This is a genomic window from Frateuria edaphi (genome assembly GCF_021117405.1).
GTDB lineage: Bacteria > Pseudomonadota > Gammaproteobacteria > Xanthomonadales > Rhodanobacteraceae > Frateuria_A > Frateuria_A edaphi.
Genome location: NZ_CP088251.1, coordinates 3,412,616 through 3,432,542, shown reverse-complemented (window position 1 = coordinate 3,432,542; position 19,927 = coordinate 3,412,616). Strand labels below are relative to the sequence as shown.

Here is a 19,927-nt window from a genome sequence, read left to right as displayed (position 1 = left end):
GCACGGGTGCCTTTCCGCAGCCGCAGCGTCCAGAGCATCGGTTTTTCCATCCGAGGATTCGACATGATCGCCCGTTATCCCACGCATGCATCGCGCGGCAGCGCCATGTACGCCCCGCGCAGCTGCCCGTCGCGGACGGCCGTGCGGGGCGCGTCGACCCGCCTGTGCGCTCTTGCCATCTCGGTGGCCACGCTACTCGCCTGCCGGGTCGTCTCAGCCTCCCCATATTCCGAGCAAGCCATGAACACTCCAACCGCAATCTCCCCCACAACGGCCGTCACCAGCGCGCAGGACACGTCGATCCGGCCGTTCCGATTCCACGCGACACAGGCGCAACTCGACGACCTGCGCCGCCGGATCGAGGCCACCCGGTGGCCCGAGAAGGAAACCGTCGACGACCAGTCCCAGGGCGTCCAGTTGGCGACGCTTCGAAAGCTCGCTGCATATTGGGCAAAGGACTACGACTGGCGCCGGTTCGAGGCGCGACTCGATGCGGTCCCCCAGTTCGTCACGCGCATCGATGGTGTGGACATTCACTTCATCCACGTGCGTTCCAAGCACCCCCACGCCATGCCCATCATCATCACGCACGGGTGGCCGGGCTCGATCGCCGAACAGATGAAAATCATCGGGCCGCTGACCGATCCGACCGCATACGGCGGCTCCCCCGCGGACGCGTTCGATGTGGTGATCCCGTCGCTGCCTGGCTACGGGTTTTCCGGCAAGCCCACGCAAACCGGCTGGGATCCCGTCCGAATCGCGCGCGCCTGGGTCGTGCTGATGAAGCGCCTGGGCTACAACCGCTTCGTCGCCCAGGGCGGCGACTGGGGCAATGCGGTCACCGAGCAGATGGCCTTACTCAAGGCGCCCGAACTCATCGGCATCCATACCAACATGCCCGCGACGGTGCCCGCCGACATCGAAGCCGCATTGCAGGCGCACCGGCCGGCGCCGGCGGATCTCTCCGCCGACGAGAAGCACGCCTATGAACAGCTCGACTTCTTCTATCGGCACGGCCTTGGATACGCGCAGGAAATGGCAGGCCGCCCGCAGACCCTGTATGCCCTCGCCGATTCCCCGGTGGGACTGGCCGCCTGGATGCTCGACCACGACGCGCGCAGCTACGCCCTGATCGCGCGCGTGTTCGATGGCCACCGTGAAGGCCTGTCGCGCGACGATATCCTCGACAACGTGACCCTGTACTGGCTGACCAACACGGCCGTGTCCTCCGCGCGCTTGTACTGGGAAAGCAAGCTGGCCTTCTTCGCGCCCAAAGGCGTCGACATCCCAGTCGGCGTGAGCGCGTTCCCGGACGAGCTCTATCAGGCGCCCAGGAGCTGGAGCGAGCGCGCGTATCCGAAGCTCATCCACTACAACCGGCTCGACAAAGGCGGTCACTTCGCCGCGTGGGAACAGCCGGCCGTGTTTGTCGACGAGTTGCGCGCGACGTTCAAGCCACTTCGATGAGACACGCGGCAACCGCTAATGCGGAGACGCGCCAGCTCGCATGCTTTACGTCCGGGAGAAAAACGATGCCAAGCGGATACTGGGTCATGACCTTTCAATCAATCTCGGACGCGGCTGGCGTAGAGAAATACGTGGCAGCGGCGACGCCGGTAATCAAGGCCCACGGTGGCCGGGTGTTGGCCGTTGGCACGCCGGCTTTCGCCTATGAGTCGGGAAAACTGCAGCATGTTGCCGTGGTTGAATTCGCGGACCTTGCCACGGCGAACGCGGCGTATCGCAGCCCTGAATATCAACTCGCAGTTCGCCATCTTGATGGCGCAGCGGAGCGCGACGTGCGCCTCATCGAGGGGAGGTGAGCTCTACCTGTTTCCAGTGCGGCCGGGCGAACTCGGCGACTGCCCGGATGGTTTCCGGTTGCGCTCCTGATGTGGACAAGCCGTGCGTGTAATCACGCGGCTCGGGATCGAGCTTCCGGCGGCGGTGGGGCACACGAGCTGCAGCTTCCGAAACGCCTGCTCGATACCAAGGTAGCGGTCGATACCAATGGGTAATGGCACCGGCCCTCATGCCGGCGGAAGCTACCGGAAACCGTCCCGCAAGCGACTATCCCCGGAGCATCCTATGGAAGACACAGTCATCGTCGATACCAGCTACTCGGCCATCATCAACGCGCCCCTCGACAACATCGACATTCCTGCATGGTGCTTCAGCCTGCCGGACGAGGAGTACCAAGGCTGCTCGCCTGCGCACGTCGCAGCCGGGGCTACGAGGGCCCGCGACGGCCGCCGGATGTCCATCAACGTCGAGGTCATCGGCGGCACGCCGATGGTCCAGCATTACGTCGAGCAGAAATCCTCGCCCCACCATTTGCTGCTCCGCTCCATCTCGGATCTCTTCACGTCTTCCGGCCGAACCACCATGGAAGTGAACTGGGAATTGAGCGTCAAGGCGATGGATGATGGACGCTGCGAATTCACCAACCGGGTGTATACCCGGCCAACCGAGGAGTTCTCCGCATACCTCGACCGACAAGGGATCCCGTTCGACCTTTTCCGCGCGCAACGGCAACCCGTCAGCGCCGCACATAACGCCGGTGAGACGCCCCTGTTCGCGGCAAGCATCGAGCGACATGCACTGCGCCACGCGAAAGCGGCGGCCTGAGGGTGGCTCTCATGCGCTATCCGTCCCATGCCACCGCGTTGCTGCTCGTCGATCCCTACAACGACTTTCTCAGTGAAGGGGGAAAGTCGTGGCCGAGGCTGAGGGCCGTTTCCGAGGAGGTCCGCCTGCTCGATCACCTCCGGGCGCTGGTCGCCATCGCTCGGCGAGTCGGATTGATGGTGTTTTTCGTGCCGCATCACCGGTGGGAACGTGGCGATTACGTCCACTGGCGGCACGCGACGCCGTACCAGCTTTCCGGCGCACAACGGCAGATCTTCGAGAAGGGCAGTTGGGGCGGCACTTTCCACGACGACTTCCAGCCGCAGGAGGGTGACGTGGTGGTTGCCGAACACTGGGGCTCGAGCGGCTTCGCCAACACCGACCTCGACGTGCAACTCAAGCAGCACGAGATCACCCACGTGATTCTGATCGGCCTCATCGCGAATACGTGTATTGAAGCCACCGGACGGTTCGCCATGGAGCTCGGCTACCACCTCACGCTGGTAAAGGACGCCACCGCCGCCTTCAGCGCCGAAGCCATGCATGCCGCGCACGAGCTCAACGGGCCTACGTACGCCCATGTGATCACCACCACGGATGCGCTGATCGCCGACCTCGAGCGGCCAGGCTCATGAGCGGCCTGGTCCATTGGACGGTTGACCGATCCCGGGCCGGGATCTGGGTGGTCGCCTTCGACAACCCTCCCATCAACATGCTCACTCCGTCCGCCATTGCCGACCTGCATGCGTTGCTGGGCGCGGCGGATCAGGACCTATCGGTAAAGGTGCTTGTCTTCGAGTCCGCCGATCCGGACTTCTTCATCGCCCATTTCGATACGTCCAAGGCCGCCGAACGGCAGGACCAGGCCGCCGCGGGCGGACACGCGTGGACCGACGTGGTCCTGCAGTTGTGCCGCTCGCCCGTGATCAGCGTGGCCAAGATCCGCGGCCGCACACGCGGCGTCGGCAATGAATTTGTCCTGGCCTGTGACCTGCGCTTTGCCAGCCGGCAGCGCGCGCTCCTGGGCAATCCCGAGGTGGGCGTCGGCTTGCCGCTTGGCGGCGGGGCGCTGGAGTGGCTGCCACGCCTGGTCGGGCGATCGCGCTCGCTGGAGATCGTGCTCAGTGGAGACGACTTCGACGCGGATGTCGCGGAACGCTATGGGTGGATAAACCGCACCATCGACGACGACACGCTCGATGCGTTCGTCGACGGCTTGGCCCGACGCCTGGCCACATTCGACCGCGACACGCTGGCTGCTTTGAAGGCCCAGATAAATCGTGTGGGTGTACCGACGGGAGCGGACTTTGAGGCCAGCAACACGATCTTCTGGGAGGCGCTCAGCAGCTCGGCCAGTCGTGCGCGCCGCTCGAAACTCGACCGGCTCGGTTACGGCACGCAAAGCAGCTTCGAGCTCGATTTCGGGCGCCGGCTGGTCGATCTGAGGCCAGACGCGCCCACCTTCGACGTGCGCTCCGGTGCGCAAGCTGAGTGAGCCGGAGAGCGACACCGCCCGACATACTTTGTCTCCAAACAGGAAGAAACCGATGTTCAAGACATTTAGATTCGATCGCCATGGCGCCCTGACCGCGGCCGTCTTGGCTGCAGTGCAATTGTTCATGCCAGGCCCGGCACACGCAGGGCAGGGGCGGCCCGCCCTCGTGGCGAACCTGGCTCGAGCAGAAGGCCCCCTGGGTCCGCTGAAGCATGTGCACGCCGGCGTGCTCGACGTGGCATACGCTGAACTTGGCCCCGCCAATGGACCCGTCGTGATCCTGCTGCATGGATGGCCTTACGACATCCACAGCTACGACAAGGTGGCGCCAGCGCTCGCGGCGAGAGGCTATCGGGTGCTGGTGCCGTACGCGCGGGGCTACGGCGCCACGCGCTTCCTTTCCACGGGCACGATGCGCAACGCCGAACCCGCCGCGCTCGCGAAGGACCTGGTCGACTTCATGGATACGCTCCGGATCAGGCGTGCGGTCCTGGCGGGCTTCGACTGGGGTGCGCGTTCGGCCGACGTCGTGGCCGCGCTGTGGCCGGAGCGGGTGAAGGCCCTGGTGTCGGTGAGTGGCTATCTCATCGGTAGCCAGGCGTCTGGCAGTCAACCGCTGCCGCCCGAGGCCGAACTGCAATGGTGGTACCAGTATTACTTCGCCACCGAGCGCGGTCGCATGGGCTACGAGAAATATCGCCGCGACTTCGCCCGGCTGATCTGGCGGCTTGCTTCGCCGCAATGGAAATTCGACGAGGCCACATTCGAGCGCAGTGCGGCGGCACTGGACAATCCCGACCAGGTCGCCATCGTCATCCACAACTACCGCTGGCGCCTGGGCCTGGCCAAGGGCGAGTCGAAATATGCGGCACTTGAGCAACGCCTGGCACGTTTCCCGTCCATCGGCGTGCCGGCCATCACCATGGAAGGCGACGCCAACGGCGCGCCGCACCCGCCGGCGGAGGCGTACGCGAAGCGTTTCACCGGCAAGTACCAGCACAGGCTCGTCAAAGGCGGCATAGGCCACGACCTGCCGCAAGAAGCACCCCAAGCATTCGTCCAGGCGGTGGTCGACGCGGACCACCTGTAACCGCATCCACGGCAGAATGCAGCCTCTGCCTGCCGAGCATGGTCGCTTTTGTCACCGGCGGAGCCTACGATCGCCGCGGTGAGGGCCTTCGATCCCGGCCCCACTTCTCAGCCTGCTGAGCGGAGCGAACCATGCAGCAGCCCAGCCGTATTCTCCTGCAAACGACCATCCCGCCGGTGGCCGACGACTGGAACATCGGACGCTTCAGTCTTTTGCGCGATTACCTGGCCAGCCTGCGCGACAGCCAAGGCATGCCGCTGTTCCAGATAACGGCTCGCGACCGTGAACCGCCGGGCGCGCCGGACAGCGTGCTGTCGCATATCGACACCGCCTCGTTCGACCAGTTGTGGTTGTTCGCGGTGGATACGGGCGACGGGCTTACCAGCGCGGACTGCGACGCTATCTCGCGCTTCCGTCGGCAAGGCCGCGGCTTGCTGGTGACGCGCGATCACATGGACCTGGGCAGCTCGGTCTGCACATTGGGCGGCGTTGGTGCGGCGCATTTCTTCCATTCCAAGAACCCTGATCCGGATCCGTCCCGACGAACGCGTGACGACACCCAGACCCGTGAAATTTCCTGGCCCAACTATCATTCCGGCGCCAATGGCGATTTCCAGCAGGTCGACATCGTCCCGCCGCTGCATCCCGTGCTCGCGGATCCGGAGGCGGAGGAGGGCGCAGTCCGCTATCTGCCGGCTCATCCGCATGAAGGCGCAATCGGACTCCCACCGCACGATCCCACCGCGCGGGTGATCGCCACGGGCCGGAGCCAGGCGACTGGCCGGGCGTTCAACCTGGTGGTCGCATTCGAGGTCTCCGACGCCGGCGGACCCGCCATCGCCGAATCGACCTTCCACCACTTTGCCGACTACAACTGGGATCCCTCGATGGGCGCACCGAGCTTCGTCAGCGAGGCGCCCGGGAACGCGTTGGCGCACAGCGTCGATGCACAGCGGTCCACCGGGCGCTACGTGCGCAACCTGGCACTTTGGCTTGCCGGTCGCCCGGTGGACACTCTGCTGGCATGATCGATCATTAGGCGCCCGGGCCGCGTTTGTCTTCCGCTCCTGGCCGTAAGCCGGCCTCGGCTTCCTCCAATGCACGAGCATAAAAAACCCCGACAGGAGCCCTGCGGGGTCTCATGGCGAAGTGGCTCGTGCTACTTCTTTAGTGGCTTCTTGGCGGGGGCCTTCTTGGTGGCCTTCGCAGCAACCTTCCTGGCAGGGGTGGGCTTCGTTGCGGCACCGCCAATGAGCATGCTGTCTGCTGTTACTCCCTTCTTCTTCAGAGCCTCCGAGAGCCAAAGTGGGCGCTTGCCGCGTCCCGACCACGTTTGGGCAGGGTTCTCCGGGTTGCGATACTTCGGTGCTACAGCAGCCTTCGGACCTTTGCCGCCTTGCCCACCGCGGCGGGGGTATACGTCGTCGATGGTCAGGCCTGCGCTCTTAAGGAGCCCCTCAATCTTGGTCCTGACCTCTTGGATGTGGTTCTTGCGGGCAGATTGCATCTGCGCTTCGGCGCTCTTGATGAGAGCCTGAAGTTCGGCTGGCGAAAGCGAATCGAGATTGATGGCCATAGTTGTCCTAAGGGGCTGGATCGCTTTCAAGTGCGTCATCCACCTCAATCCCCAAATACCTGACGGTACTTTCAAGCTTGGTGTGCCCTAGGAGCAGTTGCACGGCTCGTAGGTTTTTGGTTTGCCGGTAGATGAGCGCCGCCTTGGTGCGACGCATGCTGTGGGTACCGTACATGTGCGGGTCCAAGCCGATCGACGCGACCCACGCGTCCACAATCCGCGCGTACTGCCTGGTCGAGAGACAGGTGTCACGGCCGTGCCGGCCGGGGAACAGGTAGTCAGCCAAGCCGAGCCGCGCTGAGTGAATCCATGAGAGGAGCGCGGCTCTCGTCTGCTCGCTGATCTCGAACTGCACCGGGCGGCGCGTCTTACGCTGAAGAACGATTGCCCGCGAAGAGATTGATGTTCCTTGCGAGACGTCATGGACACGCAAGCAGATCAAGTCGCAGCCTCGGAGCTTCGAATCGATCTCGAGGTTGAACAGGGCAAGGTTGCGTGTGTGCCCGGTTAGCTGGAGCCTTACCCGTATGGCCCAGAGTTCCTTGAGCTTGAGTGGTGCCTTTTGCCCGATCAGCTTGCCCTTGTTCCAAGGGACTTTGCGGTGCGTGTTCTTCATGGTTGAACCCTCGTGATGGGTTTCCCCCAGCAAGGGTGCAGCACCTACGTTGGCGCGCGGTACTACTGGCGAGCATTGAGGAAGATTGGATCACCAACGTCGGTCTGCGCGCTGCTGTGGTCATGACTGAGCGCGGGGAACCGTGCTCCACCCGAGGTGCCAGGTCAGCGGCAAGGTCCGGCCAACAAACCCTCAACATGCAAACGTCACTATGTGTTGCCAGCGTCCTATACGAGGAGTGTGCGGTGTCCGAACCGACAGCTGAAGGCCTGAAGCGCTATCCCGAGACGGCGGGATATAACGTGGATCAGGCCAGCCCGATACCCTGCGTTTGCACCCCCACTTGCGCGGTTCCCTGCGCAGGCGCGTGCGGCTGCGAAGCCTGCTCGGTCCAGTTCATGACGTTTTTGTGAAGCTTCTGGCCGGCTGAGCGCACTGGTGCCAACCTCGAAGGCGGAGGAAGAGGCGCTTGATGCATACGGACGTGTGAGCACCCAGCCGCCAGCGATCATTCGGCGTGACAGATTCGATGGACGATGAAAGCAAGGCGGGCGTGGCAGGGCGTTGGCATGTGCCCGGGCTCTCGCTGGGAATACTTAGGACTGCTTTCGACCCAAAGCGGGCACCCGACGTCCCTGAGCCATCATCGGCTGGGGCCAGCTATACAACGATCGCTTAGCCGGACCCATCGAGCGGAAGTTGTCTGGAGAACAACGTGTTGCGTCCCTTTGCGCTTGCAGTCAGCGAATGTATAACCGGACCCGTGGATCCGTACATTCAATAGTTAGGCCGCAGAGGGAAGTATGCCGCCATCTAAGCCAAAGCGACTTGTGGACGTGAGACGCACGCTGACTCCAAAAGACGCCCGCATTGAACTAACGAACAACGGGTTTAAGGTTCGCCTCGGCGAAGAAACTATTGCCGTAGTCTTGTGGGAGTTGGTCCAATCCATCTTTGCGTACACGCGAGTTATTCATGGACACGGCAATCTTTGCTTAGCTTTTTCTCTTCCTTCGCGGTTAAGGGACAAGGAAGATCAGGTAGTAGTTAATGAGGGCGTTGCTGGCTGGCGCGAGCTTGTTTCGCGCCTACCTTCGGCGTTCTCACCCATGGACAACGATTGGTCGAAAAAAGCTGCGAGTGACTGCACCAAAAGTGATCCGGTTTCCGCCGTTGTTCCAATGTTTGTCGCAAACCCTACGCAAGTATGGCCGCTCCCATGACTGACTTGCGGCCTAACAATTCATTCAAGCCGACGCCGCTTCGCGGCGCGGCTTAATTCAGGCGTTGATGTCCGCTCCTGGCCGAAAGCGGCCATGCCCTGCCTTGGCAGCGTCGCCCGTAGATGTGCTGGCACGGGAGCCACCCAGGGTAATCGCCGCCGCCGCGGGTGAGGCGGCCGTAACCATCCATGGTTAATTCGGGAAAGGATCCTTTGAAGTCGCGAGGGCCCGAAGCAGCCAACTGACGCATTCTTGGGTCCGCGATCGGCGCCGCTCAGTCTGTCGCTTGCGTTCATCTATTTTGGGCCGCCTGTCTGCGAGGCGTATCCAATAGCGCCCATCCTTCTCAACATAGGATGAGCTGTCCTCGGGAGCCGCAACCGGAACCTTTCGCTTTTTGTTGCGATACTCCTGACTGACATGCATCGCTTCCAAGCTGATTCCTGGAGCAAGCGCCGTGAGCTCCTGCACCCATAGGTGCGCAGCATCAGGGGCAAAGGATGCCCACTCCGAATTCTTGATCTGGGCGTCGAGCCAGCGCGCCAGCACCGAGCGCAGTCGCGGGCGGTCCTCCGACCCGATGCGGCTCAGCTGCTTGATTAGCAGGTTGACACTATCGAGTTCAGCCTGCGTCGAAGGGAACCCACGCCAGTTGCTCGCGCCCGGAAGGTCGCGCAGCCGCTGCAGGGTCCATGGCTGCGCTGCAGGGGCGGTCTGAGTACTGGGAACCTGGGCGCGGGCATGATCCACGACCGGCGCAAGCAAGGTTAGGCTTCCCGGATACCGATCGCACATGCGGCGAAGCAGGGCAGGGATGTCCTTGGTATCCACGCGCGTAGAGGGGGCGTACCCAAGCATGGCCACCAGCAGGGCATTGTTCTTGCGCGCGGGCCCGAGTCGGGCCGAAGCACGGTCATTGAAACGCCCGCTCCAGCAGGCGAGGAAGAGCAGCAGGTCGAGGCTGTGGACGTAGTGCTCGTAGGTGGTGAGCTCCGAGCCATGGCCCATGAGTACAGCCAGCGCAGACCCACGGGCGCCCTTGCGATGCAGCTGGCCCGAGACAGCTTCCTCAACTCTCGTTCCAGCGTACAGCGAGGACTTCATCCACCGCGTTGCGTACGGGTGGCTTCCGAGACCCAGGTCTCGACCCAGGGCTCCGAGCAACGTCAGGGTGGCAGAGCTGTGCCTGAGATTGTGCGGATGGAGCCGGCAATCGCCCGTCACGCGCTCCAAGAGATCGTTGATCTTGGGAATGACCGGGTGAGCATCAAACAGCTTGGCTGTTGGTACGGTGTCCCCAAAGAATACGAAATCGCCCAGCGAGCGACCCTCGGCCAATCGCAGCACCCGGTGACGTTCCTGTGGCGCGAGTACATGCATCGGCACGAGCCGGTGGGCATTGCCCGTCTTGAGCTTGCGAGCGTCATTGCGACGGATGCGCACGATGTGCTGGTCCAAGTCGCGCGCCTGCAGACCCAGAATTTCCCGTCGCCTCAGGCCAAAGCGATAAGCCAGCACCCAGAACGCCTCGGTCTGCCTGGCAAGCACAAGGTCGCCGAAAGCCACCTCGCCTTGGCTGATGAGGTCGAGTCCGCGCTGGAACTCCTGCTCGGCAATGATCCGGCTGCTGATGGCATAAGACCCGGTCTCAAAGCCAGGGAGCTCCACCTGTGGCAGGTCCGGCAGGTGCGCGGTGCGCACGTATCGGTCGAAGGCGACCAGTGCGCGCTTGATACGCCCCGTTTGCTCGAGCGAGCGCCGGCTCATGATGACGTCGAGGTAGGCATCCTGCAGTTCTTCGGTGTCCACCTCACTCAGTTGCGGCGGCAGGCATTGCAGCAGGCGGTTGCCCAGCATGCCGCGGTAGTTCTGGACCGTGCCGTCCTCAAGGGTATGGCCTTTGCCTTCGCGCTCGAAAGCGAGGTAGCGGAGCCAGCAAACCACCAAGCGCGCGGTTTCCTGCTCGGGACCTTGGGCCTGCAGCCCGTCGATGAGAGCGTCCAGATGCTCCCGCCAGGTGGAACGGGGGCCTGCCATGGCCATACGCAGGGTCGCCACGAGCCCGTGCTCCTCCAAGTCTCCTCGTTCGATCTGCTCGACAAGGCTCTTGTCCCCGCCAGGATCGATACCGTCAAGCACGAGCGTCTGATCATCGTCCGCAGCGTCCGCCCCCTCACTCTCGCCAGTGGCCTCGAAATCCGACGCCGACGGCGGATGCTGAGCCGGCGCCTGATAACCGATCAGACGAAGCCACGTGCCGATTTCCAGTGAGGAACTTGCAATGTTTCCCTGCGCATAGGTGGCTAGCAGCGGCATGGTGGTCAAATGGATTCGCTGCGCCTGCGCATGGCAGAGATCGTCCAGGGATCGGATCGCCAGACTGCCACCCGACGCCTCCAGGTTCCTTCGTAGGGTTCGAAAGGCTCGCCGCGCCAGCGTTCGGTAGAACGAAACCCGCTTGCCGGCCTTAAGGCCATCCTTAGGCCGCGGGAGAAGGTGTTCGTACTGGCTGGCTCGAATCCAGGTCGCGAGCGTGATCGGGTCGAGGAACAAGCGCCGTAGCTGCTTCGTGCCACGGGCGGGTTCGGACAGATCCACATCTACCCATGCCCACGGCCCTCCCACCCAGGGGGTGCAGCCAACCGCCTGGACCGCCTTCCCGAGCAACGCCGGCGAGCAAAGCCCAAGGCGCGTAATCAGGAGCGCCAGTAGCAGTCCCATGGCCTCCATGGCTTCAGCGGGGCCCGGGTCAGCCAATGCCAAGTCGGCCGCCGCAGGACGCTTGGCCATAACGTAGGTTTCGATGGCTTGTTCAAAAGCCCCCAGCGCCGCCAGCTCGTCGCCAAAGCGGCTGGAAACCGCGCTCTGATGTTCCGCCCGCATGAGGAACAGGCGCTGAGGCGTCGACGGATCGACCTGCTTCATCCGCCGCTGCAGCATGGTGAGCATCGCGACGCGCAGTTCACCCGGCACTTTGGGGTTCAAGGTCGCGGCCATGGCGGCCTCCATGACCTTGGCGCCGCCTGCTTGATCAGGGTCGGTTAGCACACCTGGCAAACGCGAGTGGAGACCCCTGAGCGTTTGCATCATGTAGCGGTGGGCCTGTTTCTGCAGGTCGGGCGCCCCAGATGGCGGCGATTCCCAGAGGGGGTGGATTGCCCTGCTCATGCCTTCGGCTTCAGAGGCTCGAACCCGACGGCATCGAGCATGCGCTCTACCGGTCCCTCCGCGAGCTCTGCCAACCGCCGCATGGGGTAGGTCGAGAGTGGATCATGCGGACTGACACGGTGCAGCCAGTGTCCCATGTAGGCGTCCAGATCCTCCGCGTGAACACCTCGAGCCTCCCGCAGGTGCGTACGTGCATAGCGTCGCAACGCGTAGAGTTCCAGGGCGAAATGCGGGGCGGCAATCGCCTGGAGGTGGCTAGGCCGAAAGCAAACGCGTGCACCCGTGCCCGGCTCGATGTAAGGGAACAGCGGGCTGTCCTCGGAGGTCAGCAGGCATTGCCGCGTGCCTGAGCCGAACACCTCATAGTGAAGCAGGTGCTTGGCCAATCGCGCTGGGATGGCATTGATGCGCCGGTGATAGTCCGTCCGGGCCTTATCAATGAGACTTAAAAAAAGCTTCTTGCCAAAGCTCTCGGCCACGTCGGTGATCCGCGGCTCGACAACTGGGCGCATACCCAGTCCCAGCACCAGGCCGGCTAGAGTGTAGGCGACATATGCATTGCAGCTTTGCGGGTCCTGGCCGGACGCGGCTTGGGACCGCAGCGTTGCCAGCAAGCGCCTAACCGCTTCTGTGGTGGGAACCCGTTTGGCGCCATACCCACCCTGCGCTTCATCTATCGGGTACGCAGCGGCCGGCGGCACCACCGACGAACCCGCCCAGGCGCGACGGTAGGCGCGCCACACGGTCTGCGGGCGGTAATTGGCATAGTGCCCGACCGACGACCCGTGCGAGTGGCGCTGCCCGGTGATCAGGCAGGCCAGGCCAAGATCGCCTTGGCTGGTGGCGAGGATCTGATGAAAGAGGAAGTTGGCGCACTGCTCGAGCGTCGTATCGGCCTTGGGCAAGGCGCGCGCGAGGAAGCCATTTGCAGCCCGCTTTCGATTGACGGTCAGCTTTTGGAGCGGGCGCCCATCCGTGGCTAGGCCGAAATGCCGAAGCAGCGCCCCGAAGCCGGTCTGATCGTTGAGCCACATTTGCGGCCACTGGATACGCTCGTCGGTGTCTCTATCCAATTCCTGCCACGCGGGCGCAGGGCAGGGGACAATCCATTGCCTCGACTCGCACATGTAATGGATCTCTTCCGGATTCAGGCCAAGTCGCGCGCCGCCTTCGTGAATGCAAAGCTTGCTCACGATCTCGTGGATCGGTCGCCCAAGTGCCAGGCAGGCGTGAACGCCCATGAGCACCTCCCTGTCGTCGGACTCAGCCGGCTCCTCGCGCAAGGCCGCCAACAGCTGCTGTGCCTCGTTGAGCAGCAGCCGATTCTTTGCCAGCCGATGAGCGAAGTGGTGCCGCCGAATGTGTTCGGCGGCAGCGCGCGAGCTGGTGCCCGTGGAGGTCACAGCAGGTGCGTCTTCGGAAGTATCCAGGCGGATGGCCTCAAGACCATCGTTGCCCGCTGCCTCCTCTGCTGGGATCCACTCACTGCCGTCCAGACGAATTTCGGCTTCGTTCCGAGCTCGTTCCTTTAGGTCCTCGCTTGCGGAGCTATCGTCCTCGTCTGGAGCTCCGCCGTTGCTCTCCTCGCCCTTGTCTGACACAGGCGTCGCATCTATCAGCTCCTGCAACCTTTCCCTTGTTGCGCCCTCCATGGTCTCGGGCGCAACCAGCATGTATTCGAAAGCCCACCCCTCTTCGGTGGTGTCTTTGAGCAGGATGGCCTCTTGCTCGGATACCCGAACAAATCCGTCGCGGAAGTTCCGATGCACCACCTTTCTGGATGTGGCCTTTCCCGTGCTTGAGCGCCGAGGGGGGCCAGGCGATCTGGACCAGCCGAGGCGAACATCCTCGAGCAGGCGTGCGATTGCATCGATCACCCTTTCGTTGTCTTCATCCCATCCAAGCCGTTGCGCCGAGTCCACTCGTTCGTAGAGCGGGTCACCAGCCGTTCTATCTGCCAGATAGCTAAAGAGCTCGCCATGTTCCGCCAGCGTGATCTGACGCATGGCGCGTGAGGCAGCGGCCACGCGGCTTGCAAGACGGCGTGACGTGTAGGGCGCACGCGATGGGAGCTGGCCCGAGGACCACCAACTTTGGCAGAACGCCAGGTACGCCCCGGGCTCTATGCTGGATTGGGCGGCAAGGACGTAGGTCGAAAATTCGGCCATCAAGTCCTCAAAAGGAAGTGGCGCATCCGCTGGCCCGGTGCTGGTGCCCACACTTGGCTCCAGCGTGTAGAACAGGTTCGCCCAGTGGAAGGAGACCGAAAGGCAGTAGCCGCTGAGTGGGTGCTTGGCGGATGCGTTCGTGCGCGCCATGGGAAGCATCCGGAGATCATCAACGGGCCAAGCTTGCGCTTGGACCACGTCCACCAGGACGTCGATGGTGTCCACCAAGTCTTGTGGCTCCAGGCGTGCGCCAGGCACAGCCCGAAGGCACTCGGTGAGTTCGGCTGAATGGGTCGAGATGCACTGGCGCGAGCGCTGTAGGCCCTCAAGCAGATACCTGAGATCCGGGAGCAGGCCCAGCTGCGTGGCAAGCGCGCTGATGCGGGCAGTTGCATTGGCCCCACCGGGGAACTGCCGTATGAGGCACTTGAGAGCGGAGGCTGCCTTAGCCGTCTTCGCCATGCCAGCCGCTCAGCGTTTCACAAGGCTCTGTTGCAGGCGATCGCGGGCGATTTTCTTCCGTGGTCGCGCAACGCCCGCCTCCCTCAACTTCCTTCTTGCCATCTGCGTAGCCCGCACGCTCATTTCCCCAAGAAGGAGGGGCACAAGGTGGGTCTCGATGTCCCCTAGCCTTTCCAATGAGCGGAGGTCACCCGAAAGGAGCAAGCAATGAACCGGTGCAAGGAACGCAGGGTCCTGCCCAGCCTCCTGCAGGTACCACTGGATCACACGGGCGTTAGCCAGCACCACATAGAACCCCTCGGCCGAGGCGTCAGCCGTGAGCAGTGGCGGCCGGATGAGCGACATGGCTTCGGCTGCGTCGTGGGAGGGCACCAACGACGGAAGCGGCTTTTGCTGGCCCAGCACGGCCTGTGTCCTTAGTGGTATGCGGATGCGATCGAGAGGTACTTGGGCGACCCTGACGCGGAAACCGGCTGGTCCTCGCTTGTGCCGGGGAGCGCGGCGGGAAGACTGCATGCTTGATCTCACCGTTAGTCGCCGCCACGGCGGCGAGTGCGTGACGGGACGCAGGCCAGGTAGCAGCAGCTTTTAGGGGGTAGGGATGTATGGCTGCGCCGCAGGATCGGGCGCGGTACCAATGAAACGGCAAGATAGCGCCGGAAATAAAGGCGCAGAAGCCAATTTAGTGATGGTTATCGCAAAAGTTCAGCTAATCCAGATTACACGGCCAATCCGTTGTCGTATGACGGAAAGACTTACGTCATAGATAAACGGAATCCGCAGCTAATCCGTTGCGTGATAACGGAGGCGAGGCTTATTAGGAGGCGCAACGCCTATGTACATTTTGTGGGCACGAATCGGGCGCTTCTTCATGGGTGTAACAGGCTGTTTGGCATGGCAATCTACCTCTCTTTGGTCATCACTAAGCCGCCCGAAGGTCGGGGCGTGGAGGGAAAAGCGTTGCACGTAAACGGAAGATCAAGCGGATGCCGACCATGTAATCAAGGCAGAGCTCGAAAATCGCTTGAATTAAGTGGCGGATCGAGGTTATAAAAGTCCTCGGCACTAACTATCGCTAATAAGCGAGCGCACCTGGTATGCAAGGGGGCTTGGGAAACGATTCCCTGACTGACGTGCTCGGGGCCTTACTCAAAGATGAGGCCTCATTGGACGACCTGGCGTCTCGGGGGCTACCCGTTACGGTCGCTAGGGCGGCGCTGCGACACTCAGGGTTGCCCTTGCGTCCCTGGCGCTTGCGCGGCCGGGCGAGAGAAGGGCAGCAGTGCCTTGGTCGCAGCGAGGCCCTCCAGCTCTTGCGCGTGCTGAGTGTTTGGAGCCACGCAATGGAGCTTCACGAGGATCGGTCTCAGGCGGTGGCGTGGATGACTGCGAAGATCGCGTGGTACAGCGACCGTGCGCCGACCACAGCCGCGGACCTGGCTCGCTCAGTCGATGGCGCACAACATCTCCACCGAGCATTGGCTCGGGCCCAGCACGGCGTCTTCTAGGAAGTGGCGCTCATGAATCAGGAACACGAGATCCAGAAGATCCTTCCTTGTGCGCACATGACGCTCCTCGTGCAGTGCGCGGACAAGCTCGGTGTGTCAGTCCAGGAAGCTCTCAATCGCGCCGTCGCGCGGCTACACGTGAGCTTGTTCGACGAAGGCAAGGATGTCCGGCGAATCGACGCACACCGAAGCGTTTCAGAGCCATCCGGTGCGGGTGTATCTGTGTCAGACATTTTCGATGGGGTGCCCCGTCGCTGAGCAGCTGGCCGCGGGGCAGAACGGTGGGCACGATATGGACGACGCTAAAGGCGAGTGCTCAACCCCGCTGGCAAGCTGTCAAGCGCCACCAAGGCAGTGCTTCTTCGCGCGCGATCAGGTTGGATCGTCACATCACTCGTAAGTTTTGCTACCGACGGAAGCCGTAGAAATGGCCTTTTACATATTCGTCGCCGTCATAGGCCTCACGGCAGTTGGCTTAGTTGTGCTCGATAGCCGAACGCGGCGACGTGGCTGGGATGGATCATCCGGAGTCCTCCGACGGCAGATCGAGCGGGCAGAGGGCAACCTACGAACGCTGCGGGAATATGGTCACGCTGTTGAAGCCCGCTATGAGCGTCAACAAGACCGTGTCGTGATCAAGTTGAACACTGGCGTCCAGATCGAACTTCCGCGCGATCTGGTCGGAGGCTTGGTCGACGCTTCGCCTGATGCCTTGGAAGAGATTGAAATAAGCCCCGCTGGGCTCGCACTCCACTGGCCAGTGTGTGGCGTCGACCTCTTTCTCCCGGCGTTGCTGACTGGCGTCTTTGGTTCCAAACACTGGCTGGCGGGTCGCGTTCAGCCCCGGCAGGAGGCGTCCGCAGCTCCGCGGGGGTAGGCCTCTTAAGCTCTCGGAAGACCAAGCTCTCGTTTGATGGCTCGCGCAGTTGGAGATCTGCAAGATGGGAGTTTTTCACCCTCCCAATCGGCTGCCACAGCGCAAGCCTTGATGAATGCGTGACAGCAAAGAAGATTCGATGACTACACCCGACGAACGTACCAGGAGCCTGCTGCAAGCCGGCGCCTTTCTCAAGGAGTTGGCCACAGATCCCTTGGTGCCGCCTGCCATCCGTCAGGAAGCCTCGCGGTTGCTAAGGCACTTTCCCAAAGCCAGCACAGTGCGCCTTCTTGCACGTATGGAGGCTAAGCATTTCGGCTCAAACCTCCTTAGCACTGACACCGAGGCGTCCTAGATTGACGCTACGTCTGATCCGTTACTTGAGTAACAGGGAAGGCGTTCGAGAATCTGGCAGAACTTATCGGTCCCAGGTCCAGGCGGCATTCGGCACAGGTGCTGTGTGCCTCGGGCACAATCAACATGTCGCGGAGTGCTCCAGCGTCATGAGCGCCTCCCGATTGTTGCACCAGAAGTGGCCCGATCGGATCAGGGTGCGGTGGTCCGATCCGGACCAGCGTACAGCGGGGTTCGTGGTTTCCCGATTCTGGAAAAGATCAGGTCGGATGTGGGCCGACCTCCAGTACACGGAAGCGGCCGTAAAGTCTATTGACTTCGTGCTGTACCTCTGGTTTTTGCTAACCTCTGCCAGAGAAGGAGTTCTTTCGATGAACACGTATCTCAAGGCCGCTGTGGACGGAAGTCTGCAAGGGATTCGAGAGACCCCGCGCCTGTACTTCGCGCCCGTTACTACCCTGCTTGCCTGGATGTATCAGGTCACTGAGTCGGTTCGGCTGAAGCACCACCACGCACAGTCGTCGCACGACGATCTGCCCATGGCGTCGCACCAAAGCTAAGGCCCATCGGCGGGTGGTCCGATTTGGACCAGCGCATAGCGAGGTTCGTGGTTTTCCGATTCGGGAAACGATCAGGACTGACGCCCGCCGATCTTGCGGTGGCCGCGTTCTAAGGCACGAGTGGTTATCGCCATGAACGCCCGCGGATCGCTGGCTTCTCAAGCTCGTTCGGATGGGGAGTTGGACTCCGAACCGATGTGCCCCTCAAAGGCGGGTGAACGTCGAGGAATGCCCAAACGTCATGAGCGCATCCAGATTGTTGCACCAGCGATGGTCCGATCGGACCGTGATGTAGCGTGATCATGGTTTTCCAACCGGGGATCGGCACTAGGGCAACGCCCCCTTTCCCGGCGGGTGGTCCGATCCGGACCAGCGTACAGCGGCGTTCGTGGTTTCCGGACGGGAAACGATTTGACGCCCGCCGATGTTGCGGCGGCCCGGCCAAAGGCCACGAGTGCACATCGCCATGAGCGCCTGCGGAATTGCTGCACCGGTGGTGGTTCCGGACCAGAGTGGCGCAATCAGAGCTTCCCATTGGGAAACAGCACAACGGCAGCCTGACCGCGGCTCCTTTTTCGCGGTGGCTGGTCCGATCCGGACCAGCGCACAGCAACGTTTGTAGTTGCCAGCCTCCGCGCCTACGATGGCGAAAAGGAAGGCACTCTCTTTGAAGCCGGAACGGTTGCCTGACTCATACGCTGGCCTTGCGTATCACTAACGCAAGACCTGGAAACGCAGTACCTGCTTGGTTTCGGCGAAGAGGAGCGTTTGCCAACGACACGTAGGCGAAAGCCCATGGCGCGAGATCAGCCAAGTGGAAAGGCTCCTGCTCCAGCCATCGGCTAAGCAGGCCGTCGACCCGATCGTCATTTGCCCCCGCGTCCGCAATTGGGGCAACAACGGTGACAGCGAGCCGCTCGCAACCATCGCGATCCACCATGCCGCTAAGGTCCTCGTCGGCCACTGCTTGCGCATCCCTCAAGGTCCGTGCCACATCAGCCTCTTCGAGAGGCTGAAGCGCGCACACCACACGAAAGAGCAGCGTCCGCTGCCCGTGCTTAAGCCGCAGATCCCAAGCAGACTCCGCATCGTCCGTTGGCATCGACACCATCCACCACGAGTCTTGGGCGGCCTGAGCGATCGAACGCAAACATGATTGGTGGTCGATCCACCAAGGGTTCGTTACCCCGGGCGCCACACGGACGTCCTTCTGGGCAATCCTCGTCCACGCTTGGAGCAGCGGCGCTAGTTCCTCTAACTCAACATGCGACTCGACCTTGTTCACGCATACCCCTGTACCGAACCAACCCGGCAACCGCGCGTGGCGCGGGCGAGCTATCGTACCCGCGTCAGCCAGCGAGGCACGCCGAGCCAAAAGTGTGCTGCATGATGGGGTAGTTTCCACCTTCCCGAGTGCCCCTTAGCGCGCAGCCTCGCGTGGGTTAAGTTGGACCTAGGGCCCCAATGGCTCCCACGAGAGATGGCCGAGGCCGTGTGTTCGGAGCTCGGCCCCCGAGGTCGTGTGTACACCAGAGGACAGACGCTGCATGGACGGCGAGCGCGAACCTGTTGGCTTAGACGCGGCTCTAAGGCGGTCCTCCGAGCTGGTCAGCTTGGTCAGGGAGACCTGGAATGCGGTGGCTTCATTTCAGGACCCTCGGCAACGGGTAGCGGAAGAATTTGCTTCTCTTTCCCTCGAACACGGCTGTGCCGTCCAGGCGCTTCTGAGTGCCTTGCCGGCTTCCGGGATTGCTTTGGTCCGGCTCCAGTACGAGGCGTTGGTGCGGGCGGTGTGGGTAGCCCACTCGGCAAGCGATTCCGAACTGGCGCGGCTACTGGCACCTCTGTCCATGGAGAGTCAGCAGGCCGCCAAGAAGCTCCCGGGCGTTCCGCCATGCTGCAAGCAATTGACAAGACAGGCCCTTGGGGAGCGGCCGCCTTGTTGGGGCGGGCCCGTGTGCGTCTAGGAGAGGGGCTGAACTCGTTCGTTCATGGAGGCATCCACCCATTGACGCGACAGCGCGAGGGATACCCCGTCGCGCTTCTGCGGGGAATCTTGATGAACTCCACCGCCCTTGCCGTTCTTACCCTGGCAGTCTTGTCGGCTCTTGCCGAAGACGCTGAGGTTCACAAGGTCCTCTTGGCACTCAATGAGGCCTATCAGGATGTTCTGCCAGCGCTCGAGCCGCTCGGTTGAGGACG

16 protein-coding genes and 1 pseudogene are annotated in these 19,927 nt (G+C 62.5%); 12 read left to right on the top strand and 5 right to left on the bottom strand.

Translation table 11 applies throughout. The features are described 5' to 3' along the window. The first annotated feature begins 63 nt into the window (after positions 1-63). From LQ772_RS15915 to LQ772_RS15885, 7 genes are all read left to right on the top strand, one after another. On the top strand, positions 64-1,467 hold the full coding sequence (locus tag LQ772_RS15915; protein ID WP_231322220.1) for an epoxide hydrolase family protein: 1,404 nt from the start codon (positions 64-66) through the stop codon (positions 1,465-1,467). A gap of 86 nt (positions 1,468-1,553) precedes the next feature. Further along, entirely contained in the window at positions 1,554-1,823 is a 270-nt protein-coding gene (locus LQ772_RS15910) for a DUF1330 domain-containing protein (protein WP_231322219.1), read from the top strand. Positions 1,824-2,088: 265 nt separating this feature from the next. Beyond that, positions 2,089-2,628, top strand: a complete 540-nt coding sequence (locus LQ772_RS15905; RefSeq protein ID WP_231322217.1) for a hypothetical protein — start codon at positions 2,089-2,091, stop codon at positions 2,626-2,628. An 11-nt stretch (positions 2,629-2,639) separates the two neighbouring features. Continuing rightward, on the top strand, positions 2,640-3,263 hold the full coding sequence (locus LQ772_RS15900; protein ID WP_231322214.1) for a cysteine hydrolase family protein: 624 nt from the start codon (positions 2,640-2,642) through the stop codon (positions 3,261-3,263). After that, positions 3,260-4,123 carry an enoyl-CoA hydratase/isomerase family protein gene (locus LQ772_RS15895; RefSeq protein ID WP_231322212.1) on the top strand — a complete coding sequence of 288 codons (864 nt, stop codon included), beginning with the start codon at positions 3,260-3,262 and terminating at the stop codon, positions 4,121-4,123. The genes LQ772_RS15900 and LQ772_RS15895 overlap by 4 nt, the downstream gene beginning before the upstream one ends. A 52-nt stretch (positions 4,124-4,175) precedes the next feature. Further along, positions 4,176-5,213, top strand: coding sequence for an alpha/beta fold hydrolase (locus LQ772_RS15890; RefSeq protein WP_231322210.1), 1,038 nt, complete (start codon positions 4,176-4,178; stop codon positions 5,211-5,213). 131 nt (positions 5,214-5,344) lie between these two features. Next, positions 5,345-6,241, top strand: coding sequence for a hypothetical protein (locus LQ772_RS15885; protein ID WP_231322207.1), 897 nt, complete (start codon positions 5,345-5,347; stop codon positions 6,239-6,241). 131 nt (positions 6,242-6,372) lie between these two features. Here LQ772_RS15885 and LQ772_RS15880 read toward each other — a convergent pair whose 3' ends face one another. From LQ772_RS15880 to LQ772_RS15865, 4 genes are all read right to left on the bottom strand, one after another. Beyond that, on the bottom strand, positions 6,373-6,789 hold the full coding sequence (locus tag LQ772_RS15880; RefSeq protein ID WP_231322205.1) for an H-NS histone family protein: 417 nt from the start codon (positions 6,787-6,789) through the stop codon (positions 6,373-6,375). A gap of 7 nt (positions 6,790-6,796) precedes the next feature. Continuing rightward, a complete protein-coding gene (locus tag LQ772_RS15875; protein ID WP_231322202.1) occupies positions 6,797-7,405 on the bottom strand; it encodes a tyrosine-type recombinase/integrase in 609 nt (202 codons plus the stop codon). Positions 7,406-8,820: 1,415 nt separating this feature from the next. Then, positions 8,821-11,625: a site-specific integrase gene (locus LQ772_RS15870; protein WP_231322201.1), complete on the bottom strand. Its 2,805-nt coding sequence runs from the start codon at positions 11,623-11,625 to the stop codon at positions 8,821-8,823. A 167-nt stretch (positions 11,626-11,792) separates the two neighbouring features. Beyond that, positions 11,793-14,189 carry a hypothetical protein gene (locus LQ772_RS15865; RefSeq protein ID WP_231322198.1) on the bottom strand — a complete coding sequence of 799 codons (2,397 nt, stop codon included), beginning with the start codon at positions 14,187-14,189 and terminating at the stop codon, positions 11,793-11,795. 1,757 nt (positions 14,190-15,946) lie between these two features. Between LQ772_RS15865 and LQ772_RS15860 the strand changes: the two genes are divergently transcribed. The 4 genes from LQ772_RS15860 (at position 15,947) to LQ772_RS15855 (ending at position 17,725) form a co-directional block, all read left to right on the top strand. Further along, entirely contained in the window at positions 15,947-16,192 is a 246-nt protein-coding gene (locus LQ772_RS15860; protein WP_231322197.1) for a hypothetical protein, read from the top strand. 169 nt (positions 16,193-16,361) lie between these two features. Then, positions 16,362-16,811 carry a DUF2442 domain-containing protein gene (locus LQ772_RS17450; RefSeq protein WP_425600810.1) on the top strand — a complete coding sequence of 150 codons (450 nt, stop codon included), beginning with the start codon at positions 16,362-16,364 and terminating at the stop codon, positions 16,809-16,811. 115 nt (positions 16,812-16,926) lie between these two features. Further along, positions 16,927-17,166, top strand: a complete 240-nt coding sequence (locus tag LQ772_RS17390; protein WP_338029232.1) for a BPSL0761 family protein — start codon at positions 16,927-16,929, stop codon at positions 17,164-17,166. 370 nt (positions 17,167-17,536) lie between these two features. Next, the gene (locus tag LQ772_RS15855; protein WP_231322195.1) at positions 17,537-17,725 is read left to right on the top strand and encodes a hypothetical protein; all 189 of its coding nucleotides are present in this window, start codon (positions 17,537-17,539) and stop codon (positions 17,723-17,725) included. Positions 17,726-18,416: 691 nt separating this feature from the next. Here LQ772_RS15855 and LQ772_RS15850 read toward each other — a convergent pair. Beyond that, positions 18,417-19,010, bottom strand: coding sequence for a hypothetical protein (locus LQ772_RS15850; protein WP_231322193.1), 594 nt, complete (start codon positions 19,008-19,010; stop codon positions 18,417-18,419). A gap of 262 nt (positions 19,011-19,272) precedes the next feature. On the opposite strand from LQ772_RS15850, the pseudogene LQ772_RS17445 reads away from it, so the two are divergent. Continuing rightward, positions 19,273-19,922, top strand: a pseudogene (locus tag LQ772_RS17445) (DUF6988 family protein). Positions 19,923-19,927: the final 5 nt, after the last annotated feature.